The organism is Paenibacillus typhae (assembly GCF_900099765.1).
In the GTDB taxonomy this organism is placed as follows: domain Bacteria; phylum Bacillota; class Bacilli; order Paenibacillales; family Paenibacillaceae; genus Paenibacillus_AQ; species Paenibacillus_AQ typhae.
This window is the reverse complement of the sequence record NZ_FNDX01000050.1, coordinates 1-24662: the sequence shown is the minus strand read 5'-3', so window position 1 is coordinate 24662 and position 24662 is coordinate 1. Positions and strand designations below refer to the sequence as shown.

Sequence of the window (24662 nt, the reverse complement as noted above, 5' to 3'; positions counted from 1 at the left end):
ACCATTCAACCGGAGGGGATAACATGATTGATCAGGAACTGGAATTATACGACGTGACCATAATCGGCGGGGGACCTGCCGGGATGTATACGGCTTTTTACAGCGGAATGAGAGATCTCAAGACGAAGCTGATCGAAGCCAAGGAAGAGCTGGGCGGACGTATGCGGATCTATCCCGAGAAAATGATCTGGGATGTGGGCGGCGTTACCCCTACCCTCTGCGGTGATCTGATCAAGCGGCTGGAGGAGCAGGCGCGAACATTCGAGCCGACCATTGTCCTCGGGCAGCAGATTGTCAACCAGGCTCGCCAGGAAGACGGCACATTCATTCTGACCTCGGCTACAGGAGAGCAGCACTGGACCCGGACAGTCATTTTGGCCATCGGCTACGGCATTCTGCAGATGGCCAAGCTGGAGATTGAAGGGGCTGACCGTTACGAGGTAACCAATCTGCACTATACCGTGCAGGAGCTGGAGCCGTTCCGCGGCAAGCATGTACTGATCTCCGGTGGCGGTGACTCGGCGGTGGACTGGGCGAATGAGCTGGAGAGCCTCGCGGCCAGCGTTACCATTGTTCATAGAAGAGACCAGTTTGGCGGACATGAGAAGAATATCTCCCGCATGAGGGCATCGTCGGTCAAGGTACGCACACCGTATACAGTGAGTCAGCTGCACAGCAATAGCGGCGAAACTATTGATCAGGTCACAATCACCCATGCCGAATCCGGCGAGAGTGAGCAGCTGCCTGTAGATGCGGTTATTGTGAACCATGGGCTTAAAAGCGATTTCGGCCCGCTGCGTGACTGGGGTCTGGAGATGGGCGAATGGTGGGCCAAGGTCAGTCCCAAGCTGGAGACGAATCTGCCCGGTATTTTTGCCGCCGGAGATTTCGTTGATTATGACAGTAAAGTCCGCCTGATCGCGGGGACATTTACCGATGCGGTGCTGGCACTGAACAGCGCCAAGCTGTTTATGGACCCGGATGCTCCCAAATATGCTTATGTGTCTTCCCATAATGACCGGTTCAAAGAGAAAAATAAAGCGCTTGGCGTAATTGACGATCACTAGCAGACAATAACAGAATAGAGAACCATCCCGGCTGTCGGCCTGCAGGTATTGTGCGGGCAGGCAGCCTTTTTGTTGTTTTCGGAGCCTCCATACCCTCCCGTTCATTCCAATAGCTGCATAAAAAGAGTTTAGCAGGCGAATAGTAAGCAGGGAGGTGCTGAGCATGCCTAAACAACAATCACAATCCAATCCCGGGGAGATCTCAAGCAGCAGTCAGGAGAGTCCGCCCATTTTTACGGATCTTGAGGACACTCTCAAGCAAATCCATGAAAGGCTCGGCAACAGCCCGGATTTGAATGTACGTAAGTATGAGACCCTCAATCATGAAAACCATGTAGCCGTTATGTATATAAATGGGCTTGTAGATAAAGAGCTTGTAGATGAGTACGTCACTCATGCCTTGTCGTTTGAAGAAATTAGAGAGGAGGCGCCTTCAGCCGCGGACCTCTTTATCTTTGCCAAGGAAAAAGCACTGAGCATTGGTAAAGAAAAGGTGGTAGAGGACCAGAACAGCGTACTGGAAGCGTTGCTGTCCGGAGATACCATCATTCTTTTTGACAAGCTGGATAAGGGTATTAGCGTGACCACTAGCGGCGGTGAAGGCCGGTCGGTTACCGAAGCGACAACACAGGTCAACATCCGCGGGCCCAAAGACAGCTTCACCGAGTCGCTGGGGACAAACATAGCGCTGGTGCGTAAACGGATTAAAAACCCGAACCTCTGGATTGAGACGCTGACAATGGGCTCGGTAACCAAAACGGATGTATCCATTGCTCATATTCATGGCCTGGCCAAGGAAGAGACGCTGCAGCAGATCCGCAAAAAGCTGGCGGACATCCATGTCGATTCCATCCTGGAATCCGGGTATATTGAACAGCTGATCGAAGAGAATAATTACTCGCCTTTCCCTACGCTGTACAATACCGAACGCCCGGATAGTGTAGCCGGAAATCTGCTGGAGGGGAGAATTGCCATTTTTGTGGACGGTACTCCGTTTGTGCTGATACTTCCGGCTACTTTTTTTATGTTTTTTCACACCGTTGAGGACTATTACCAGCGCTATGATATTACTTCAGTTATCCGGGTGCTCCGGTTTATATGCCTGCTGGTGTCTCTGTTCGGTCCGGCGATTTTTGTTGCTGCGCTTAATTTTCATCAGGAGATGATCCCTACGCCGCTGCTGATTAACTTTGCATCCCAGCGTGAAGGGGTACCGTTCCCGGTTGTTATTGAGGTACTGCTGCTGGAGGTTACTTTTGAAATCATCCGTGAAGCCGGTATCCGGATGCCTTCGCAGATCGGTCAGACTGTCTCCATTATCGGCGGTCTTGTCCTGGGACAGGCGGCTGTCCAGGCGGGGATCGTCTCTCCGGCGATGGTCATTGTCGTCTCCCTTACGGGGATTTCCAGCTTTGCGACTCCGGCCTTCAACATGGCCCTGTCCATCCGCATTCTCCGCTTTGTTATTACCTTTGTCGCAGCCTATATAGGGCTGTATGGAATTGCTATTGTCGGTCTTATTCTGGTTGCCCATCTATGCAGCCTCCGTTCCATGGGTGTACCGTATATGTCTCCGGTTGCTCCCTTTGCGCCGGGGGACCAGAAGGATATTTTTCTGCGGGCACCGCTGCATTTCATGAAGACCCGCCGCCGTCTGCTGAAGAATGATAAAGCACCGGGAGCCACCGTTCAGAACAGCCAGGGCAGCCGTCATGAAAAGTAGGCTGGCTCTGCTGCTTGCGGTCTGTATCAGCTGCTCCCTGGTGCTGAGCGGCTGCTGGAACAGCCGGGAGCTGAATGAGCTGGCTATCGTCAGCGGAATCGGCATTGACAGCCTGGACGGCAAGCCGGGATACCGGGTGACCTTCCAGATTATTAACCCGTCCTCATCCTCGCAGACCATGGGCTCCACCAGCAATCAGCCGCCGATCGTCATTGTCTCGGCCACGGACCGTACGATCTTTGGCGCGCTCCGCAAAGCATCAAGGCGGGCCACGCGCCAGCTGTTTTTTGCCCATACCCAGCTGGTGATCATCGGGGAGTCGCTGGCCAGGACAGGAGTAACCAGTATCTTTGATATTTTCGAACGGTCGCATGAGCTGCGGCTGAATTCAGCGGTGCTGGTCTCCAAGGATACAGATGCGGCGTCCGTCCTTAAACTTCTGACAACGCTTGAGACGCTGCCATCCATGGGTCTGCTGAAGAAGATGCAGAATACGTCCCAGGTATGGGGCGAGAACCGCAGAGTTACTGTGTTTGAAGTGATTAACGGGATAACCGGGGCCAGCGATTTTACCATCAACGGGGTGCAAATTGTCGGAGATGTCGTTGAAGGCCAGAAAAAAAGCAGCCTGGAGCAGTCTGACCCTATGGTCGGGTCGCTTATGAGCGGATTAGGCGTTTTTAAAGAAGGGCAGCTGATCGGCTGGCTGAACGGACCGGAATCCAGGGGCACGCAGTGGATGCTCAATAAGCTAAATGAGACCAATGTCAATGTGGACTCTCCGGATACAGAGGAGGATATCGCCGTTAACATTTTCTACTCCAAGACAAGGGTGAAGGTGGAGTTGCAGGACGGCAAACCGGTGTTCCATGTTCATATAGCGGAAGAAGGCATTATTAATGAGACTGGGGGGTTCGTCGACTTAAGCAAGGAGAAGGAGCTGGAGGCACTTGAACAAGGCATTGAACAGAAGACTGCAGATGAAGTCAGGCAGGCGTTTGAGGCTGCACAGAAAATGAAGACGGATATTTTTAATCTGGGCAACGAATTGAAGCGTATCCATCCTGATCAATGGGAGAAGGTGAAGCAGGACTGGAGCTCTGCTTTTGCCGAAGGGGAGCTTGATCTCCGGGTGGAAGCATTCATCCGCAGTACAGGAATGCGGCTCAAGCCGTATATTCCAGCAAAAAAATAAATGACTGTCAAGGAATGGAGGTCCATTGTATGCGAAAGGAAGTCATTGGTCCGTTTCAATTGTTCGCCATGATCGTCCTGTTTGAACTGGGAACAGCGGTTGTCGTCCCCATCGGCCTGGAGAGCGGTCATGCGGTATGGATCTCCATCCTGGTTGCGCTTCCGGGCGGCATCCTGCTGTTCATGCTCTACACTTACCTGTACCGCCAGTTCCCGGATCTCGTAATCAGCGGGTATACCCGGAAAATTCTCGGAAAATGGATCGGCTGGCCGCTCAGCCTGCTGTATCTGCCGGTTCTGACTTACAACGGTGGCAGAAACTTGCGGGAGGCGGGCGATCTGCTGATCTCCTCTTCGTATGACCGGACACCGATTTTTATCATCAACTCCATTATGATCATTGCTGTAATGTACATCCTGTATCAGGGCATTGAGGTGTTTTCAAGAACCTCGGAAATTTACTTCTGGCTGATTGTAATCATGGGAATGATTTCGAACTTCGTTGTCATCATTGCCGGACTGGTTCAGTTTAAAAACCTGTTTCCGGTACATCCGGGCGAATGGATTGAGGTGTACAAATCGGCGTATCCGAATATCTGGATTTTCCCATATGGGGAGCTGGTGTGCTTTACTGCTGTCTTGCCCCATTTCAAAACAAAGAATAAGATCGGCAGAACCGGCGCGGGTGCGATTACCCTGAGTGCCCTGATGCTCAGCTTTACACATGCGATTGAAATGTCGGTGCTGGGTCCGGATATTTACAGCCGCACTACCTTCCCGATGTTTACGATGATTACACTGGTCAATGTAGCCAATTTTTTGCAGAGGCTTGATGCGCTTGTAATCCTGACGCTGATCATCGGGGTCTTTTTCAAAATGTCCATCTATTGCTATGCGGCGGTATCAATCACGGCGGATTTGTTTCATGTCAAGGAACCCCGGAAGCTGGTTATTCCAGTGTGCTCGGTGGTGCTCTACAGCTCATTTGTCAGCGCGGAGAATTACCCTGTCCATATGAATGACGGAAAGGTATTTCTGGAGAATATCCTGCCCTTCCTGTGCGCCGTCATTCCCGTTCTGCTGTTCGTTGTGCACCTGGTCCGGCGCAGGTTCGGCTGGTACCGTTAGGGGAGTTATTTGCGGGAAGGTTTGCGGGATTTGAACAAATCTGCAGCGGCAAAAAAGACGGGAAGGCCGGCGAACCCGATCATACAGCAGGCTTCCTGTAGGGTTGTCGTGGCAAACACGGAGGTAATCGAATGAAGAGACCCGGGCAGGCTGGTCCCCGCAATCATATCCACACTAACAATCATCCCCAGCGTCAGCAGGGCGAGTACCATATAAATTCCGATGATTTTCATACCTCTGATTCCTCCTGTTCCTGTAATTAGGAGTTCCGCGGGGCGGAAACTAAAGGTATTATCCCCATCGTTAGAGAAAGGTAGTCAGGGCAGTTTAATCTAATCTGCGATCAGGGTAAAAGGGAGTAATAAAAGGAGGAATAGCCTGTGACAACCTGGAATCTGCAAGGGACAGTGAACCACCTGCTGATCTGTAACGGCAGCAGCTGCAAAAAGAACAAGGGTGAGGAGGTAGCCGAAGCAATCGAAGATGAAATTGATAAACAGGGTGCCGGAGGCATCATCCATACAACTGTTACCCGCTGCAACGGCAGATGCTCCGATGCGTGTGTGGTCATCTCCTACCCGGACGGTGTGTGGTACCGGGAGATGACGCCTAAATCGGGCAAGGCCCTTGTGCGCAGGCTGCTGGAAGGGGAACGGCTGGAGGATCATATCGTTTATATGTATGACGGGCAGCTCATCGCGGCTTCATCCAAGGGTACCAAGGGCAAGAAGAAAAAATAACGGAGTACCGTCACTATAATGAGCGTGGCGATGAATGCCATTCATAGCACAGCTCAGACTGGAAACAGCGGCTGATTAGCAAGATACATAGTCACCCTTGAAATTTGACTTGCAGGCCATGCGTTGACTATGCTTATAGCAGTGAATGATATCACCAGATCAGATAGGGTTGTTGCCAGGGGGAGTGTAAAATGGAGAGGCTGCAGGTATGGCCTGAACGGTTTAAAAGATTTTTTTTGAATAACAGATTTGTTGTGTCCTTATTAATTGTTCTTTTGATCGGTATCAACATTCTGGTGTTATCGAAGGTTCCGTTTATTTTCAAGCCGGTGTCCGCGCTTCTGCATACGGTGGCTGCACCGCTGCTGCTGTCAGGGATCGCCTATTATTTGCTGAATCCGCTGGTAGACCGTATGGAGACAAGAAGCAAGATTAAACGGGCCTACGGGATCGTTATCCTGTATCTGGCTATTGCGGGAATTGTCACGCTTATCCTGCTGACGGTTATTCCCATAATCCGCACCCAGCTGGTCGGCCTTATTGATAATTTCCCGAAATACAGCACCCAGATTCAGGAGGAATTCATTAACCTGACCGGCAGTGAGCTGTTCGGGCGGATTCAGGAAAACGTAGGGGTAGGTACGAGTCTTGATTTTGGGGACCTGACAAACAAAGCGACTACATGGGCCACCTCATTTCTGAATAATGCAGTGAACGGGGTCGGCAATTTCGTCGGTGCGCTGACTGAGGTTGTTCTGGCCGTGGTTACGACACCGTTCATCCTGTTCTATCTGCTGCGTGACGGCAAACGTCTGCCTGATTATCTGATGCGGTTCATCCCTAACGCCCTGCAGCCGCAGACCCGCCTAGTCATGAAGGAAATGAACAGCCAGGTGGCGTCTTATATCCGGGGACAGATCATTGTCAGCTGCTGTATCGGTGCGCTGCTGTACATAGGTTATCTGATTATCGGGCTGGAGTATTCGCTGGTACTGGCGATTGTGGCTGCCTGTACGGCAGTCGTCCCTTATCTGGGCCCGGCCATTGCGATTACACCGGCGTTGATTGTAGCGCTGGTTACTTCGCCCTTTATGCTGCTGAAGATGATATTCGTCTGGACGGCTGTCCAGCTTATTGAAGGCAAATTCATCTCGCCGCAGATCATGGGCAAATCGCTGAAGATTCATCCGATTACGATTATTTTTGTCATTATTTTTGCCGGAAAAATGTTCGGTGTACTCGGCATTATTCTGGCGGTTCCGGGGTATGCCGTACTCAAGGTTATCGTTACCCATATCTTTCAATGGTTCCGGTTCCGTTCCGGGCTATACAGTGTAGAGGCAGAAAAAGAAGAAGCCAAGGAGTAGGCCTGAAAGGATGATAAGCAAATGATAAGACCCGTTGCGGATACGATATACGGAAAAGTACAGGGGGCTCAAAGCGGCGGAGTGAACGTCTGGCGCGGCATTCCATTTGCTGCACCGCCTGTCGGGGAGCTGCGTTTCCGTGCTCCCCAGCCGCCGGAGCCCTGGGATACCGTAAGGGAGGCTGTGGAATTCGGGCCGGCAGCACATCAGCCGCCAAGCTCCAGCAGCATCCGCTTCGGCGGGACACAGCCGGTCTTCTCGGAGGATTGCCTGTATCTGAACGTCTGGGCGCCGGCGGGCGGGCAGGAGCTGCTACCGGTAATGGTCTGGATTCACGGCGGCACCTTCCTGACGGGAGCGGGCAGCCAGCCGATGTTCAACGGCGCAAGCATGGCAGAAGCGGGAAACGTCATTGTTGTTACTGTCAATTACCGGCTGGGGCCGTTCGGGTTCCTGCACCTGTCTCCGTTTGGCCCGTTTGAGTCCAACCTCGGGCTCCTGGATCAGATCGCTGCACTGCAGTGGGTGCAGGATAACATCGCCGCGTTCGGCGGCGACCCTAAGCGGGTGACGGTATTCGGCGAGTCAGCCGGAAGCATGAGCATTGCCGCCCTGCTGGCGATGCCTGCCGCGAAGGGGCTGTTCGCCGGTGCCATCATGCAGAGCGGCGCGGCACAGACACTGAAGCCGCAGCAGGGCGCGCAAATTGCTGAGGCCTTTCTGGCCGAGCTTGGCGGTGACGTGAACCTGCTGCAGGCGGTACCTGCGCAGGACATTCTGACCGCAGCCGCGAAGATGGCCTACAGGCTGTCCGGCGATTCGCTCAGCTTGCTGTTCCAGCCGATTATTGATCCGCAGACCCTGCCGGTTGAGCCGGCTGAAGCGGTGGCCGGCGGCGCAGCCGGCGGGATTCCGCTGATGATCGGAACGAATCTGCACGAGGGCCATCTTTTCTTCAGGGGAGACCGGGAAGGGGCGGGCTTTGACCAGTCGCTGAAGGCACTGGAGCTGATGCTGGGTGTCGATAACCTGGCGGAGCTGGCCAGCCATTATCCTAAGAATTGGGAAGGGCAGGCCGCGTTAATGACGGACCTGTACTTCTGGGACAGCTCTATCGCTTTTGCCGAGCGGCAGCTGCCGCATGCTCCTGTCTGGATGTACAGATTCGACTGGACCATTCCCGGCCATCCGCTGCTGGACAAGGCTATCCATGGGGCGGAGATTTATTATGTCTTTAATACGATAGACCTGCTGCATCAGTATGGGGTGTCCGTCAGCCCTGAGATGGCTGCGCTAGCCGCACAAATGCAGGGGGCATGGACCGCCTTTGCGCACCGCAGCAGCCCGGAAGCAGCCGGCTTGGACTGGCCTGCCTACGCTAAGGGCGAGCGGGCCACGATGATCTTCGGGCACAACATCTATGTGCAGACCGACCCCGACCGGGAAAAGCGCAAACGGCTGCTGTCAGCCCTCCCTGCTTCCCGGCAAACTTCGGACCCGGAGTAATGAACGTGAATCGAAAGAGCCGAAGTTGAGTGAAAACGATAACCGCCAGGCCTATGCCTGGCGGTTATTTTGCGCATTAGGCACTTGAGAGCTACAGTAAGAAAATAAAGTCACAGACCGGATTTTATGTTCCGGCTTCGATGCCCTTCACCACCCGAAAGCCCTGATCCGGTCCGTACCCGTTGGCCTCGAACTTGCCGCGGAACGAAACCGCGTTATTGCTTACGTCACCGATCCAGCCACCGCCCTTTACGATCCTGTAGGTGCCGCCGCCGGCGTCCCCTTCGCTGTACCAGTCCCAGCACCACTCCCGTACATTCCCGGACATATCGTAGAGCCCCAGCTCATTCGGTTTTTTGCCTCCGCCGATTTTGGTGCTGTTGTTGTTTTGTTCGATGACCGGCCAGAGCCAGTCCCCTGTCAAATAACGGTCGCCGGCATTCCGCCAGTACCAGGCTACATCATCCGCGTTATTGCTGCCGCTGTAGGTATAGCTTTGGCTTAACCCGCCGCCGCTTGCTGCATATTCCCATTCTGCCTCTGTCGGCAGCCGGTAACCGTCGGCTCCTGCATTCGGCTTTACCATCCATTTCAGTGTATCGTTACTGCTTTGATTGGCCGGGTCCCGGGTCTCCTTGTCTATCAGATAATAGGGTTCTAAGCCCTCTTGGATGCTCCGTTTATTGCAATACTCCACAGCATCATACCAGCTTACCATTTCCACCGGCAGACGGCTGCCTTTGTACAAGGACGGATTGCCACCCATAACCTCCATCCATTCTTGCTGTGTAACCTCATATTTACCGATATAGAAATCAGAGACAGAGACGTCATGCCCAGCGTAATTGGACTTGGTGCTAATGAAGGTTCCGCCTTGAATGAATACAAAGCTGTCCTCCCGTGGAGGATCCTCACTTGGCTCAGGAGGAGCGGATTGCTGCTGCGAACAGGCGCAGAGCAGGGCCAATAAGGCGATTGCAGGGATAAGCCACAGCTTGCTCATGAACCATTCTCCTTTATTTGCCGCAGACTGCCGTGCTCTTCGCCGGCAGCAAGCCGTCCGGCGGTAAAGCCGGACGGTCGTCGGTCAACTGTGATTATCCCCTTACCATACCGTTACATTGGAACTGCCGCTGCTCTGGTAGCCTTCCGTTGCCAGCACCTGGTAGGACCAGCTGCTGCCGAGATTCATGCCTTTGCTTTTCCAGGCGTTCACATGGTTGGCAAAGGTAATCGCGACGTTGCTGCCGGTCGCCCGTTTCGACTGACGGACACTCCAGAACTGGGTGAACGTCGCAGTGCCGTCGATAGAAGGCGCATTGGTCCGAGTTGTTGTATAGATATCATAGGTGCCTCCGTCACTGGTTACGCTGCCTTTGTAAGTGCCTGTAGGCCGGTAGGTGCCCCAGCTGTCTACAACGTAGTATTCGATCAGTGCGTTACGGGTCCACCCGTAAAGGGTTAAATAAGCATTGCCAGAGGGCGACCATACACCGGCATTGTAGTTGATTGTCCGGGAGGCCGATCCGGTATTCCAGCCTTTACCTACTACAAAATTACCTGTATTAGACCAATTCACACTGTAATTACCACCAGTACCATTGGTAGCGTTTACAGTTCCTCCGCCATCAGTCCAGTTCTGCCAGTAATCGGTCGCTTCCGCACCTGCCGCTGCTGTAAACATGCCAAAAGCGATTGAAGCGGTAAGAAGTGTTGTCACTACTTTTTTAAATTTGAACATGGGTATTACCTCCTAGAGTTTAATTGTTTTTTCAATGCCTGATAATGTGCTTCCGGAATGCGGCCTTGCGCATATTCCTTGCTATCACATCTGCAAAGTCTCCTGGAGTACATGCCTTGATGAATCCCTGGCGTTCAAACTCTTCCGCTGCCGCCTCCTTTCATTCTGGCGAATCTTTGAGCATATTTGCTTGAATACGAGATGATTATAGAATAACAGCGTTGTCATTTCTATTTACCAAATTAAAGGTGTTACCCGATTTTTTACATATGTTTCAAACAGATAAATTCAAATTGAGAGAGTGAAAGCTACAGTTTCACGATTTGTAAAAAAATTTCATTTTCTTTCGCGCAAAAAAAGGGGAGTGTTCCGGACAGCCGGAACATTCCCTTTTAATAAAATATCAGAAAGTATAAACTTGCACATCTATACAGGTCTGATATTTCCCGCAGAAACGGTTGCCGCCTTTTTAAGAACGGCGAAGCCGTTTCTACTTGTCATTGTTTAGAATGGAACACTTATCAGTCAGTTAACAGGTACATAGCCGGTCTTGGCCACCAGCTCCTGTCCCTCCGGAGACACGATCCAGTCCAGGAAGGCCTGCATTTTGGCGGAAGGAGGACCCGCTGTTACCGCATAAAAGTTAACGGTATACGGATATGCACCGCTGCGGATGCTTTCCTTATCCGGCTCAACACCGTCAATGGCAAGCAGCTTGAGCTCGTCGCTCCGGTTCATCTGAGAGGCGTAGTAAAGGAAGCTGAAGCCGATGGCATTTTTATAATTGCGGTAACTGGAAGTCCGGGAGATAATCCCGCTCATGAGATCCATCACATCTTCAGACGGCGCCTGCATCAGGGTGCGGTCCTTCATGATTTTTTGGAGCATCGACTGGCTGCCACTGCCTTCATCGCGCTGAAAGGCCCTGATCCGGTCATTCCGGCCGCCGGCCTGCTTCCAGTTCGTAAGCTCCCCGGAGTAGATGTCCATAATCTGCTCTGTGGTCAGGCTGCTGACAGGATTGCGTTTGTTGACAAAAAAGACAAAGGCTTCACGGCCGATCGGTGTAAGCACCAGCTCGCGGCCGGCCAGCTTGGCATCCTTCTCCTGTGCAAGCGAGGGAGCCGCGGTAAAGATAATGTCCGTCTCACCGGAGAGCAGCCGCTGATATGCGTAAGAGGTGGAAGAACACACGACCGGATTATCTGCAAAATCATACGGGTCATACTCATCCTCCGGGTAGACGGCCTGCACAAATGCGGAGTAGAGCGGATACAGTGCAGTCGCTCCGTCCAGCCGCGGCGGATTATCTGTAATCTTATAGGAAGCCGGCTGTTCCAGCACGGCAACTTTGGACTCGGGATGAAACGGCTGATATTGCTGCAGGGACACTTCCTGCTCGCTTACCTGGGCCAGGCTGTTCACATAGGCTTTGTTCAGCTCATATCCGCCGGTTGCCAGCAGGCAGAGCCCCAGAAATGATGCAAAGGCAATCCCCCGGGTACGGGATGTGAACCAGCCGAAAATGGAGCATACGATATAAGCGCACAGCACAGCAGCAACCACAGCCGAGAGCGGAGCATAGAACCGGAACCCGCCCAGCAGTGCAACAATGAAATAGCCGACAAATGCCAGCAAGGCAATAGGAACTACGGCTACAATAGAAAACAGCAAATTTAACCAGATTGATCTCTTCACAGCGACCCTCTTTCTAAAGAATGAAGTGTGGAAAAAAGATAATTTTATTATACCTTAATAATCCAGTATTTTCTTCCAAAAATCTCAAACTCCCGGACTGGATCTGCTATGCTGATATGAAACAAAGCAGAAATTTTCATAAAAAGACTGGACGAAATGGCAGAACAGAGTTATTCTGAGATTGTGAAAAAAATAACGGAATACAAGATTCTCGGGGTAAGGTGAAATTCCTGACCGGCGGTGATGTTCAAAGCGAACTAAGCCCGCGACTCAATTACTGCATGTACTGCGGGATTGATTGATCTGGTGACAATCCAGAGCCGACGGTAAAGTCCGGATGGGAGAGGATCATAGATAAAGGCAACAGGTGTATTCCTGATGTCTTTATTGAAAATGCCCCCGATAACTGCTGTAACAGGGTAGTTCGGGGGCTTTTTGGTCTCTTATCGAGGGTTTGTATCGACAAGGAGAATGAATTATGAGTAACGTATCAGCTTCATCATCGGGAATGCGTACATCGCCAGTCCGCAGCGGCTTCTGGCTGGTTGTGCTGGGGGCGGCGCTCTGGGGCGTTGACCCGCTGTTCCGGATTATTTTATTGAAATCATTGACCTCTTCTCAAATTGTTCTGCTGGAGCATGTAGTGCTCTTTCTCGCAGCCGCACCGGTCCTGTGGCGTCACCGTGCCGAGCTGAAGGCCATCCGGCTCCGTCAGGCGGGCGCGCTGCTCGTTGTGTCCTGGGGCGGTTCCGCCGTGGCAACAATCCTCTTCACCAAAGCATTGTCCAGCGGGGATCTGAACGCCGTACTGCTATTGCAGAAGCTCCAGCCCGTGTTCGCTATCGGACTTGCGGCCGTTATTCTGAAGGAACGCCTGCCGCGCAACTTCGGCCTGCTGATTGTTCTTGCACTGGCCGGTACTTATCTGCTGACCTTCGGCTGGACGGTTCCTTTCGGCCATGTCAATAACTTTGTCAACGTAGGCAGCCTGATGGCCATGGGTGCTGCTGCCCTGTGGGGCGGCTCGACCGTTATGGGCCGTTATCTGCTTGGCTCTATGAGCTATGAGACCGTAACCTCCCTGCGCTTCATTCTGGCGCTTCCATTGCTGTTCACCCTCACTACACTGGAAGGTGCTCCATGGCAGGTAAGCGGCGGACTGGGAGCCACCTCGCTTGTAGCGATCAACCTGCTGCTGCAGGCGCTGCTGCCGGGACTGCTCAGTATGCTGCTCTACTACAAAGGACTGAACACGACAAAGGCTTCTTTTGCCACACTGGCCGAGCTAAGCTTCCCGATGACCGGGATTCTGATCAATTGGGTGGTCTATCACCAGCTGGTTACCATGGCGCAGGTTGTCGGGTTTGCTCTGATCTGGACGGCTCTGTTCTACATTTCCAGCCAGCAGGCCAAACAGCAGCAGACAGAATTGAAGCAGGCAGCTTAACCACATACGCCTGAGGAGAGTAACTCCAGGGCTTTCTGCAATATGAGGATGTCTTCATACAGCCGCAATGGCTGGGAAGGCATCTTTTTTTGTGTTTTTTCAAAGATGAAATCTGCTTCTCTGGAGTAAAAATAAGGCGTTTCTCCCATACTACCGTTATTCTGCTGTCATCCTTTGAGGAGGTGCATGAAGATGAAGGATAAGCCGGCACCTGCGATTTACATACAGCTGAAGAACAGGATCACGGTGCCCAAAGGCCGGGGAGTTATGCTGCGGGATGTGGCCTACCTGATTGCTGCTGCGGACATTAGGGAGCAGCTGGACTCGATTCTTCTGCTCCAGCCGGAGCAAAGCGACGGAAATCTGATTCTGATTGATCTGCTGACCATTATTCCGCGGATTCATGAGCTTGTTCCGGGGGCCGACATCCAGCCGATCGGAGAGGGGCGGACCATTGTACAGATTGAAGGCCCCATAGAGGCACGCAAGCCGTCCATTGCCCTGTTTATGCTCGTCTGGCTGCTGCTGTTCTTCGGCTCGGCGCTGACTATCATGAATTTCCATGCCGATGTCAGCATGCAGGAGGTGCATGTGCGGATCGTGGAAATGCTGACAGGGCGGCGTGACGAGCATCCCTATGTCTTTCAGATAGCCTATTCGCTGGGAATCGGGTTCGGGATGGTGGTTTTTTTTAATCACCTGTTCAAGAAAAAATGGAACGAGGAGCCCACACCGCTTGAAGTGGAAATGTTCCTGTACCAAAAAAATATTGATCATTATGTAGTACATGAGGAATACAGCAAGCTGGAGCACCGTCAAGGCCCTTCCGCGAAAGGAGGGGGAACCCCATGACAGCTCCGCTCTCCCTCGGGCTCAATCTGCTGCTGGGGGTAGCAGCCGGAATCGCCGTCGGCGGGGGGGTAATTGCCCTTTTTATCGTATTGGATATGGTTCCGCGCCTGGCCCAGCTGACTTCCTCCTATAATAAGGTGCACTGGTATGAGGGAGCGATGGTCGGCGGCTCGCTGCTTGGTACGGTGAGTGATTTCTGGAACTGGAAAATCGCGGCCGGTCCGCTGGCTGAGCTTGGAGTGGGCCTGCTTGACGGGGTTTTTGTCGGCATGCTGGCCGCTGCCCTGACAGAGGTACTGAATGTGCTGCCCATTTTGGCCAAACGGCTGCATATGACGCATTATCTTTTCGGCCTGCTGATGGCAATGGTCTGCGGAAAGGTTGCAGGGTCATTGTTCGATTGGTTTGTGTACCAGCGTTAATCCGGCTGCTATAAGGTACTGCTTCGAAAAAATCAGCGGCATATTGAACTTTTAGGAGGTTATGGAGTGATGAGGTATATACACAGCGGGGATCAAGTGGAGACTGGCCGCAACAAAGCTTCTGCTCCCGGGCATGCGGATTTGCAGGGAAACGGTTCGGAGGGGGAAGAACAGATACACACGGAACAGCCGGAGCATAAAGGGGAGGCGGACGGCAGTACTGATATTGGCGTAGATGCAGGGGCAACCGGCTACGGGGATCATGATCTGCAGGCCTCTGATGGAGCAGGTACTCCGGACCAGGAGGGGCAAAAGACAGAAGGGGAGGAGGAGCCGGAGGTTTCCGGCGTATCTGATTCCGCGGAGGGTGCAGCACAGGGAAGTGCTCCACAGGAGGATGTCCCGCAGGAGGATGCCCAACCGGAGAATGTCCAACCGGAGAATGCCCGCCAGGAGGAAGACTCCGCTGCGCCACAGGGGGCTCCATCCCCGGGTAAGCCGCAGCCGGAGAGTGCTGGGAGTGAAGAGCAGCGCAGCAGCGGGCAGGAGGAACAGACAGACATCCGGCAAGAGGGCGATGAGGGGCAGGAGGCTGAGGAAGGGACAGGCGGCGGCCTGAAGGGCTTTTTGTCCACTTTGTTTGGTGATGACAGTGATCAGTCAGAAACCTCCGGTACGGATGATTCAGGTACACAGGGGGCGGAAACCTCCGGTATACAAGACCCCGGAGCCGCAGGTAATCAGGATGCCGAGATATCCGGTGAGCTTGGCACAGAGGAGCCGGAAAGCGGCAAAAAGGGCTTTTTCGCCAGACTGTTCGGCGAGGAGCCGGACGAGGAGGAGCCGGGAGCGGAGCAGGATAAGGAGGAGAATAACAGACCGCAGGCCCGGGAGACCGGGAAGAAGCAGCGGAAGCAGGCTGCGGAGCCGCAGGAGAAAAAAGAGGATCCGATGCAGAAGAAACGGGATTCTGAGCGCTCGGACTCACTGGAGCAGTCGATTATTTACTGGCAGGGAAATGATGATATTCCGGAACATCTGGAGGATACCAAAAAGACGCTGACAGAGGTGCTGGGTCTTGGTTCTTCTTTTGACATCGTGTTCCGGGAAATGACCTTCGGGGGACGCAAGGCGGCTCTGCTGTGCATCAGCGGCTTTGCCAAGGACACAATCATCGATGAAATATTGAAGCGGCTGACCTATCTGACGCCTGATGAGGTATCTACCGGTGCGCTGAGCAGCTTTATGACCGAATACATCCCCCATGTGCAGGTGGAAAAGGGGGAGCTGCTGAGCGAGAGCATTAACAAGGTGCTATCGGGCATGAGCGTGTTCTTCATTGAGGGCGAAAAACAGGTCATCGTTATGGATACCCGTGCTTATCCGGCACGCGGGCCGGATGAGCCCTCGATTGAGCGGGTGGTGCGCGGGGCCCGTGACGGTTTTACCGAAACACTGCTGAGCAATGTGGCGCTGGTGCGCAGAAGGCTCCGCGATCCCGGATTGAAATATGAAATGCACCAGGTCGGCCGGCGAACACGGACGGATGTCTGTGTAGCTTATATCGACGATATCGTGGACAAGACGCAAGTACAGGCGGTTACCGACAAAATCAAAAGCATAGACATCGACGGCATACCGCTGGCTGACAAGCAGCTGGAGGAGGCGATTGTCGGCAGAGGCTGGAATCCTTATCCGCTTGTAAGGTATTCGGAACGCCCCGATACCGTGGCTTCGCATTTGCTGGAAGGCCGGGTTGTGATCTTTGTGGATACCTCACCGAGCGTCATTGTGCTGCCGACAACCTTCTTTGATCTCTGCCAGCATGCCGAGGAGAACCGCCAGACCCCGTTCATGGGGACTTATCTGCGCTGGGTCCGGTTCATCGGCGTATTCGCCTCCATGTTTCTGCTTCCGCTGTGGATGCTGATGGTCATCCATCCGGAGCTCAAGCCGGCGATGCTGGAGTTCATCGGCCCGCAGAAAATGGCGAAGATTCCGATTCTGGGCCAGTTTCTGATCGTTGAGCTGGGGGTCGATCTGCTGCGCATGGCCGCCGTGCACACGCCGACACCGCTGGGTTCGGCTATGGGTCTGATCGCCGCCATACTGGTCGGGGACATTGCCGTACAGACCGGACTTTTTGTCAACGAGGTAGTATTATATATGGCGGTGGCCTCAATCGGGATGTTCGCGACCCCGAGCTATGAGCTGGGTCTGGCCAACCGGATTGTCAGGCTTGCGCTGCTGCTGGCCGTAGCTGCATTTCAGGTACAGGGCTTTATGATCGGCTCTACGCTGCTGGTCATTCTGCTGACCACTCACCGGTCCTATAACTCCTCATATTTGTGGCCGTTTATACCATTTAATGCAAAAGCTATGGGGGCTATTCTGGTGCGTCAGCCGGTGCTCAGCTCCAAATCAAGGCCGTCTTTCAACAAAACACGGGATAATACCAGAATGCCGCCTGTTCAGGAGAACGAAAAATAGGCGTACAAAAAATACAAATCAACTGCAAATTAGTCCATTCTATGACGTTCCCTCTGTCTGTTATACTGAATACACTAAATAGCCCCTGTGAAGTCCGGGTTAGAGCCTGGAGCCTGTTTTTGGAACACCGGGGATTAAATTTCATACAATAGACAGGGTGGAATCAAGACGTTCCACGGAAATTGGAGGACTGGACAATGTTTTTACACGGGACGAGCCGGATTAATGATGCAGGACATCTGGAAATCGGCGGATGTGATGTGACCGAACTGAAGGCGGAATATGGTACCCCGCTATATATAATGGACGAGCAATTGATCCGTCAGCGCTGCCGCGAGTATATGGATGCCTTCAGAGCGTCCGGATTGGGATTCCAGGTTGCATATGCCAGTAAGGCGTTCTCAATCATGGCTATGTGCCGCCTTGTTGACGAAGAGGGGCTGTCGCTGGACGTAGTATCGGACGGGGAGCTGTACACGGCACTCCAGGCCGGATTCCCGGCCGAGCGTATTCATTTCCACGGAAACAACAAGACGCCGGATGAGATCGAAATGGCGATTGAAGCGGGTATCGGCTGCTTTGTAGTTGATAATCTCGTGGAACTGAGCCTTTTGCAGGCCATTGCTTCCAGCAAGGAAGTAACCGTAAATGTGCTGCTGCGCGTAACCCCGGGCGTTGAAGCTCATGCTCACCATGCCTATGCTTCGACCGGCCAGACTGATTCCAAGTTCGGCTTTGACATCGGCAACGGCTCTGCCTATGCTGCTGTACAGCAGGCGTCGGACAAAGCCAATCTGCAGCTGCTTGGCGTTCATTCGCATATCGGCTCACAGATTTTTGAAACCGAAGGCTTTCAGCTGGCTGTTGAACGGATCGCTGATTTCACCCGCAAGGTGAAAGAAGAGCTGAACATTGATTTCCCTGTCGTCAATCTTGGCGGAGGCTTCGGCATCCGTTATGTAGACGGTGATACACCTCTTCTGGTATCGGAATATGTCGCAGCCATTACAGATGCAGTGAAGACACATTTTGCCGGAATCGGCAGCTCGCTGCCGCAGATCTGGGTAGAGCCGGGCCGCAGCATCGTAGGCGATGCCGGAACTACGCTATACACAGTGGGAACGAACAAGGAGATTCCGGGTGTGCGCAAATATGTGGCCGTTGACGGCGGCATGACAGACAATCCGCGTCCGGCGCTCTATGAATCCAAATATGAGGCGCTCCTGGCTAACCGGGCTACTGAAGCTAACGAAGAAACAGTCTCCATCGCCGGCAAATGCTGCGAGAGCGGCGACATGCTGATCTGGGATGTTGAGCTTCCTGCTGTTCAGAGCGGTGATTTGCTCGCGGTTGCCTGCACCGGCGCGTACAACTATTCGATGGCCAGCAATTACAACCGGATCCGCCGTCCGGCCGTAATCTTCGTACAGAATGGCGAGAGCGATCTGGTTGTGCGCCGTGAGAGTCATGGTGACATCGTTGTCAACGATATTGTACCTGAACGCATTGCCAAGAAGGCTGTAACGAAGTAGGTTTCGTGGCTCCGGCAGCAGCCCTTCCGGCTGAGCGCGTTTGCAAAGCAAGCGGGAACCCTCCCGCTTGCTTTGCTTTGTGCGCAGTTTCATAGTAAACTAATAAACGTGTTCACATCTGAACTTTTGAAAGGGGTCATTTACATATGGCAAAGCAAGCGAAAATTACACTCGAAAACGGCGGCGTAGTGCTGATCGATCTGTTTGAAAACGATGCTCCTAATACTGTGGCAAACTTCGAGAAGCTGGCTAACGACGGCTTCTATAACGGTCTGGTATTCCACCGCGTTATCCCTGGTTTCGTGGCTCAGGGCGGCTGTCCTAACGGTACGGGCACAGGCGGTCCTGGTTACACAATCAACTGCGAGATCAACCCTAACAAGCATGAGCGCGGAACACTGGCTATGGCGCATGCCGGCAGAAACACTGGCGGAAGCCAGTTCTACATCTGCTACGCACCGCAGCCGCACCTTGACGGAGTACACACTGTATTCGGTAAAGTTGTACAAGGCATGGAGCTGGTTGACAGCTTCCAGGGACGCGACAAAATGACTTCGGTCGAAATTATCGAAGCTTAATCCTTCCGTTTCAGGGACAACGCTCTTTTCGGATGATGAAACAGCACCGCACTGGTTTTTCCAGGGCGGTGCTGTTTTTTGTACAACCGTGTTTATATATTTCTGCTCCGGGATGTATTCCGGCTTCTGATCATCTCCGGCAGCTTGAAGAAGATCAGGAACATCATGAGGAAAATGACGAGAGCAAATACTTCCTCCACCAACAGGTAATAAGGATAAGGGCCAAAGTAGTCGAGAACGGAGAAGGTGCCGGGCTTATGAGCCAAAAACATGTAGTTGGCCCCGAGCAGCTTATCAAGCGCAAAAACAATGACGGCGATCAGGTTAAGGCAGAGCATCGTGAACAGCAGCGACCGCCAGGTCGGCCGGAATCCGTAAGCCCAGGTCATGAACAGGGAGGACAGCACGATTGCCGCGTGAGCCGTAAAGAACAGCAGGAAACGGATATGAGGAAAAGGATAGACCAGATTAGGCGTCAGAAGGGCGATACAGGCCCCGCCGATCCCGGCAAAATACAGAAAAGAGTAGAGCAGCCGGCTGCGGGTCAGCAGCATAACCGCCGACAGCAGCAATGTAATTCCGCACAGCTCCAGCGGCAGTGACTGGCGGCTGCTCCAGATGCCGTGAGACAGGTACCATGCATGGAGCCCGGCTTCTGAAGCCAGCAGGACGATAATCAGCAGCCAGCGGACCTGGTTTCGTAGAAGCGGGCGGGTGCGCAGTGCAAACCTTGCGGCGAACAGCAGCAGGCAAAGTGCAGCGGCGCAAGCCAGGGTCAGGAAATGCGGAGCCGTGAACATAATGAAATCGCTCTCGTGTTTTCGTCCAAAAAAGGTAGTCAGATCCACTAATTTCGCTCCCTCGTTCTAAAGCTTGCTTTTCAAAAAATAAATATTCCTGTTTTAAACATTTTTTGATTCTAAGCTTATATAGTTAGGTGATATAAGTATATAACGCTCAAGCTGACCAGAAAAGGAAGGAATTCTGCTTGTTTACATAAGATGGACGGTTTTTGACCGATATACATAACTGGCCTTGGGGCGGAGTGTGCCATTACCAGCGGGATTCGGCGCCATCTTAAACAGAATCCTAAGTGAGAGCTAAAATGAATTTCAGGAATGGGGGATACCGGGGAATGATAAAAAAGAGGTTCAGTCTGGCTATTGCGGTTCTAATGCTGTTTGTGCAATACGCTTATGGAATCGGGTTTATTACACAGGTTAAGGCAGAAGCGATCGAACATGAGACGGACATCATTACCAGTGTGTCCATGGCCGTATACGGACCTGACGGAAGCACCGTTACGGACAGCGTCTATGATGTGAACTCGAATGTAACGCTGGACTATACATGGGCGCTTCCCGACGGACACAGCTACAGCGCCGGAGACACCTTTACCTTCAAGCTGCCTGAACAGTTCAAGCTGTACAATGACATCAGCGGCACCCTTGTCTCGGATGACGGGCAGGCGGGCGATTTTACTGTCAGCCAAGCTACACATGAAGTAGCGATGACCTTCAGCAGTTACATTGAGAATCATGGCAATGTGCACGGAACGCTGCGGGTGAACACCAAGTTTGACCGCACCAAGGTCAGCGGAAGCACGACCGAGCAGATTATTTTCCCGGTTAACGGAGGAGCTCAGACCATAACGGTTACGTTCAAGCCTGAGGTCGGCTCAACGATTGCCAAGACAGGCACCGCCAGCGGCTTCAATGCCGACAGGATTGACTGGACCGTTGATGTGAATAAAAGACTGGAGCCGGTAACCAATGCCATGCTAACCGACCCTATCCCGGCCGGCCTGTCGCTGGACAGCACTGTGACGCTGGCTGTCTACCAGCTGAATGTGCAGCTTGACGGCACAGTACAGCAGGGGGCTTTGGTGGATGGCAGCAAGTATGCTGCCGAAGTTGCCGGCGGAGTGCTTACCGTACGTTTTGCCGATCCTGTTATTAACGGAGCTTACCGCATCACGTATACAACCGGAATTATCGGGGATGAGGCCAGCTATACGAATACCGCCACCTTTACAGGAGACGGGCGTGATCCGGCCAGTGCTTCGGCGACAGTCCATGTGGAGCGCGGCGGCAGCCTGAAAAAGCAGGCGATCCATTATGACTGGGGCATTCAGGTCATTACCTGGGCTATCGAATACAATTACAACCTGAAGAGCATCCCCCAGCAGAGCGCAGTTCTCACGGATTTGTTCGACGATACCCAGCAGCTTGTGCCCGGTTCGCTTAAAGTATATCCGGTGACGCTGGATTCTTCAGGAAAAGCGACCAAGGGGACCGCGTTAACCGAGAATACGGATTACACAGTAACTGCCATTGCTGGAGTGGAAAACAAGCAGGGCTTCAAACTGCAATTCAATACCGGCATCAGTTCCGCATACCGGATTGAATACAAAACCGAAGCGGTTGGGCGGGTATTCAAGGACCATACCGTTACCAATACCGTTTCAGACAGCACATACAGCCAATCGGCAACGCAGCTTGTAAGGCCTATTATCGTCTACAAAACATTCTCCGGGGCAAATTATTCAGCACATACTGCGAACTGGAAAATTACACTGAACGGCGATAACCATCCGATGAAGGATGTTGTGGTTACAGACTTCTTTCCTCAGGGCGGCCAAAAGCTGATTCCGGAAACAATCGTTGTACGGAACAGCAGCAATACAGTACTTGATCAATCAGCATATACGCTGGAATACGCATCACCGGTATTGCCTAATGCCGGCTTCACAATTAAATTCAAAAACCCGATTAACGGGTCCTACACCATCAGCTACACTACCTATTTCAGTAATGACTGGCTGACCGGAAACACCGACGATTTTATTAACACAGCCAAGATTGATTGGACCGATATTGAAGGTATTAAGCAGAGTACAAGTGCGGACGGTAGGTTTATTCCGCGCAGTGAGTGGAAGAACAACGGTTTCAAAGCCGGTGTGTATAATGCCTCCAGCAAGGAGCTGACCTGGACGGTAGGCGTCAATTATACCGCCAAAGAGGTAAAGCTTCCTGTTGTATCCGATGTGCTGACCGCCGGGCAGAGACTGGTTCCGGATTCACTGAAGGTTTATAAGCTGAATGTGGATGCCAAGGGAGATTATACGCTGGGGGCCGAACTGGGCAGCAGCGCGTACTCCTACTACGCAGGTAACGATGGTAAGCTTAGAATCGTGTTCGCAAAAAGCATCAGCGAAGCATATGCCGTTGTCTTTAAGACTACTCTGGCCGGCCAGCTTATCGGCAGCACTGTAGTCAACACGGCACATCTGCTGGACGGTGAGAAAAAGGTATCCAGGGATCTGACCGCATCGGTATCGATTCCGCACGGCGGAGAATATGTCCTGAAGAGCGGGCTGCAGAACGGGGAAAAGATCGACTGGACCCTTGCAGTGAACCGCAGCCAGTCCCATGTTAAGGATGCCAAGATTATTGATACGCCAAGTATCAATCAGATTCTGCTGCCGGATTCTTTCCGTCTCTATGAAGGAATAGCTGCTGTGAACGGTGATATTACGAAGAGCAGGACTGAATTGGTAAAAGGTGTGGACTACACCCTGCAGGTACTGGCCGATGACGATGGCAGACAGAGCTTTGAACTAAGCTTTGCCCGTGACATCGACAGGGCTTATATCCTGGAGTATCAGTCGCTGATTGCAGCGAAGACAGGCGATAAGGTGACCAACACCGCGAAATTCACCGGAAATAATGTTGTTAATGTTGAAAAGAATACAACGACAGAGGTCATTGTCGGTGTATCCAGCGGCTCGGGCACAGGCAGCGGGGAGCGGGGCACACTGACCGTCAGCAAGCTGGACGCCCAGAACACGGGTAAGGTGCTGGCAGGCGCGACCTTTGAGCTGTACCGTCTGAACGGGACTGAGCGCGTATTGGTTAACACCCGTACGACAGACGCGGCAGGCAGTGCAGTGTTCAACAATATCTGGCTTGGCAGCTATATTCTGATTGAGACAGCGGCGCCGAGCGGGTATGTACTGGATACAAGAGAATATCCGGTGACCATAAGCTCGGTGGCAGGGATTAACCTGACCGTATACAATACTGCCGTACAGCCGACAGCTACACCAACTCCGACGGTAACGCCATCACCGACAGCTGTACCGACGGAAACACCAGCTCCAACGGTAACGCCATCACCGACGGCCGCTCCAACCGAAACGCCGGCTGCAACCGGATCACCGGCGCCGACAGCATCACCAGTACCAACGGTATCACCGGTACCTACAGAGTCAGCGGCACCTACCGCAACGACATCACCTGGACCGGGAGCAACACCTGCTCCGACACCGGCAATTCCGGGAGGAACACCGGGTACGTCGCCTCCGGGTACTGAAGTGCCGGGTGTAATTATTGTAGATGATGAGATTCCGGGCGGTCCGGCAATCACTCCTCCGGCAGCAACACCGGGGCCGTCAGCTTCACCGGAATCCCCTGGTGGGGGAACTGTAGAAATTCCGGTTGACGATGAGATTCCGCTTGGCGGAGGCGACCCTGACAGCGGCAGTCCTGATACGGATACTCCGGTTGTCGATATCGATGATGACAGTATTCCAAGAGGGACTGTAACGGATCCCGGGGTTGACGGCCAGCTGCCGCAGACCGGCGAGAGCAGTCCGCTCCCGATCTATCTGGCAGGGCTTGGCTTGATTGCGGCAGGTCTTGTGCTGAACCGGGTGTTCAGAGGCAGACGTAATCAGGAGTAATTCATTCAAATGCGCTGATCCCATGGTCAGCTACAGCAGAAAGCCTGCGGCGATATATGCCGCAGGCTTTCAGATTGTCGAGAAACCCAGGTCTTTAAATGACATGGGTTTCTTTTGTATTTCAATAACGACCTGCAAACGGGAAAATGAGGGGATTAACCCCGTTTTTCCCGGCGATCCAGGTGGATCGCCATCTTCTTCATGTTCTGCACAGCTGCCGTCATCAGCGCTTGTTCCCTGACATTTGGTAGTCCGCGCAACCGGCAATAGCGAAACCCATGGAGCTCTTTAGCATCCGCGAAGCTTCGCTCAATGGTTTCTTTTCGTTTGCGATACAACTGCTTGCCTGACTTGCTGAGCCGGTTGTTCCGGACCCAATCCTTGCTGTCCTCCCAGACATGCCGGGTTACCACTTTTCGGTGGTTTTTGGACT

The 24662-nt window shown here is 52.9% G+C and carries 20 protein-coding genes and 1 riboswitch; of the genes, 14 read left to right on the top strand and 6 right to left on the bottom strand.

The annotated features are described in order from the left end of the window. Positions 1 to 26: 26 nt before the first annotated feature. The 4 genes from BLR64_RS25910 to BLR64_RS25895 all read left to right on the top strand — a co-directional run bounded on the left by BLR64_RS25910 (position 27) and on the right by BLR64_RS25895 (position 5112). Complete coding sequence (locus BLR64_RS25910; RefSeq protein WP_090719105.1) at positions 27 to 1067, top strand: NAD(P)/FAD-dependent oxidoreductase; 1041 nt, start codon at positions 27 to 29, stop codon at positions 1065 to 1067. 163 nt (positions 1068 to 1230) lie between these two features. Continuing rightward, a complete protein-coding gene (locus BLR64_RS25905) occupies positions 1231 to 2790 on the top strand; it encodes a spore germination protein (RefSeq protein ID WP_090719057.1) in 1560 nt (519 codons plus the stop codon). Further along, on the top strand, positions 2780 to 3985 hold the full coding sequence (locus tag BLR64_RS25900; RefSeq protein ID WP_090719055.1) for a Ger(x)C family spore germination protein: 1206 nt from the start codon (positions 2780 to 2782) through the stop codon (positions 3983 to 3985). The genes BLR64_RS25905 and BLR64_RS25900 overlap by 11 nt, the downstream gene beginning before the upstream one ends. 29 nt (positions 3986 to 4014) lie before the next feature. Next, on the top strand, positions 4015 to 5112 hold the full coding sequence (locus BLR64_RS25895) for a GerAB/ArcD/ProY family transporter (protein WP_090719053.1): 1098 nt from the start codon (positions 4015 to 4017) through the stop codon (positions 5110 to 5112). 5 nt (positions 5113 to 5117) lie between these two features. Here BLR64_RS25895 and BLR64_RS25890 read toward each other — a convergent pair whose 3' ends face one another. Beyond that, positions 5118 to 5345: a YczF family membrane protein gene (locus tag BLR64_RS25890; RefSeq protein ID WP_090719051.1), complete on the bottom strand. Its 228-nt coding sequence runs from the start codon at positions 5343 to 5345 to the stop codon at positions 5118 to 5120. A 147-nt stretch (positions 5346 to 5492) separates the two neighbouring features. Here BLR64_RS25890 and BLR64_RS25885 point away from each other — a divergent pair, with 147 nt between their 5' ends. From BLR64_RS25885 to BLR64_RS25875, 3 genes are all read left to right on the top strand, one after another. Further along, positions 5493 to 5852: a (2Fe-2S) ferredoxin domain-containing protein gene (locus BLR64_RS25885; RefSeq protein WP_090719049.1), complete on the top strand. Its 360-nt coding sequence runs from the start codon at positions 5493 to 5495 to the stop codon at positions 5850 to 5852. A gap of 191 nt (positions 5853 to 6043) precedes the next feature. After that, positions 6044 to 7219 carry an AI-2E family transporter gene (locus BLR64_RS25880; protein WP_090719047.1) on the top strand — a complete coding sequence of 392 codons (1176 nt, stop codon included), beginning with the start codon at positions 6044 to 6046 and terminating at the stop codon, positions 7217 to 7219. Positions 7220 to 7240: 21 nt separating this feature from the next. Beyond that, entirely contained in the window at positions 7241 to 8725 is a 1485-nt protein-coding gene (locus tag BLR64_RS25875) for a carboxylesterase/lipase family protein (protein ID WP_090719044.1), read from the top strand. 124 nt (positions 8726 to 8849) lie between these two features. Here BLR64_RS25875 and BLR64_RS25870 read toward each other — a convergent pair whose 3' ends face one another. The 3 genes from BLR64_RS25870 to BLR64_RS25860 form a co-directional block, all read right to left on the bottom strand. Further along, positions 8850 to 9728 carry a formylglycine-generating enzyme family protein gene (locus tag BLR64_RS25870; protein ID WP_090719042.1) on the bottom strand — a complete coding sequence of 293 codons (879 nt, stop codon included), beginning with the start codon at positions 9726 to 9728 and terminating at the stop codon, positions 8850 to 8852. A 102-nt stretch (positions 9729 to 9830) separates the two neighbouring features. Beyond that, entirely contained in the window at positions 9831 to 10466 is a 636-nt protein-coding gene (locus BLR64_RS25865) for a glycoside hydrolase family 11 protein (RefSeq protein WP_090719040.1), read from the bottom strand. 525 nt (positions 10467 to 10991) lie between these two features. Next, entirely contained in the window at positions 10992 to 12164 is a 1173-nt protein-coding gene (locus BLR64_RS25860) for a substrate-binding domain-containing protein (RefSeq protein ID WP_090719038.1), read from the bottom strand. Between the two features lie 203 nt (positions 12165 to 12367). Further along, positions 12368 to 12517, top strand: a riboswitch (FMN riboswitch). Between the two features lie 125 nt (positions 12518 to 12642). Between BLR64_RS25860 and BLR64_RS25855 the strand changes: the two genes are divergently transcribed. From BLR64_RS25855 to BLR64_RS25830, 6 genes are all read left to right on the top strand, one after another. Then, positions 12643 to 13611, top strand: a complete 969-nt coding sequence (locus BLR64_RS25855) for a DMT family transporter (RefSeq protein ID WP_090719036.1) — start codon at positions 12643 to 12645, stop codon at positions 13609 to 13611. A 192-nt stretch (positions 13612 to 13803) separates the two neighbouring features. Further along, positions 13804 to 14463, top strand: coding sequence for a stage V sporulation protein AA (locus BLR64_RS25850; protein WP_090719034.1), 660 nt, complete (start codon positions 13804 to 13806; stop codon positions 14461 to 14463). Then, positions 14460 to 14885: a stage V sporulation protein AB gene (locus BLR64_RS25845; RefSeq protein ID WP_090719032.1), complete on the top strand. Its 426-nt coding sequence runs from the start codon at positions 14460 to 14462 to the stop codon at positions 14883 to 14885. Before BLR64_RS25850 ends, BLR64_RS25845 begins: the two co-directional genes overlap by 4 nt. Before the next feature lie 813 nt (positions 14886 to 15698). After that, positions 15699 to 17375 (top strand): spore germination protein, encoded by a 1677-nt coding sequence (locus BLR64_RS25840; protein WP_415841194.1) that lies wholly within the window; start codon positions 15699 to 15701, stop codon positions 17373 to 17375. Between the two features lie 197 nt (positions 17376 to 17572). Then, the gene (gene lysA, locus BLR64_RS25835) at positions 17573 to 18907 is read left to right on the top strand and encodes a diaminopimelate decarboxylase (protein ID WP_090719030.1); all 1335 of its coding nucleotides are present in this window, start codon (positions 17573 to 17575) and stop codon (positions 18905 to 18907) included. 146 nt (positions 18908 to 19053) lie between these two features. Then, positions 19054 to 19485, top strand: coding sequence for a peptidylprolyl isomerase (locus tag BLR64_RS25830; protein WP_090719028.1), 432 nt, complete (start codon positions 19054 to 19056; stop codon positions 19483 to 19485). A 92-nt stretch (positions 19486 to 19577) separates the two neighbouring features. Here the strand turns inward: BLR64_RS25830 and BLR64_RS25825 are convergent, their stop codons facing one another. Beyond that, entirely contained in the window at positions 19578 to 20333 is a 756-nt protein-coding gene (locus BLR64_RS25825) for a YwaF family protein (protein ID WP_090719026.1), read from the bottom strand. A gap of 287 nt (positions 20334 to 20620) precedes the next feature. Here BLR64_RS25825 and BLR64_RS25820 point away from each other — a divergent pair, with 287 nt between their 5' ends. Continuing rightward, positions 20621 to 24229: an LPXTG cell wall anchor domain-containing protein gene (locus BLR64_RS25820; RefSeq protein ID WP_167360783.1), complete on the top strand. Its 3609-nt coding sequence runs from the start codon at positions 20621 to 20623 to the stop codon at positions 24227 to 24229. 155 nt (positions 24230 to 24384) lie between these two features. On the opposite strand, the gene BLR64_RS25815 is transcribed toward BLR64_RS25820, so the two are convergent. Next, a partial coding sequence (locus tag BLR64_RS25815) for a transposase (RefSeq protein ID WP_208607235.1) occupies positions 24385 to 24662 on the bottom strand: 278 nt, incomplete at its 5' end.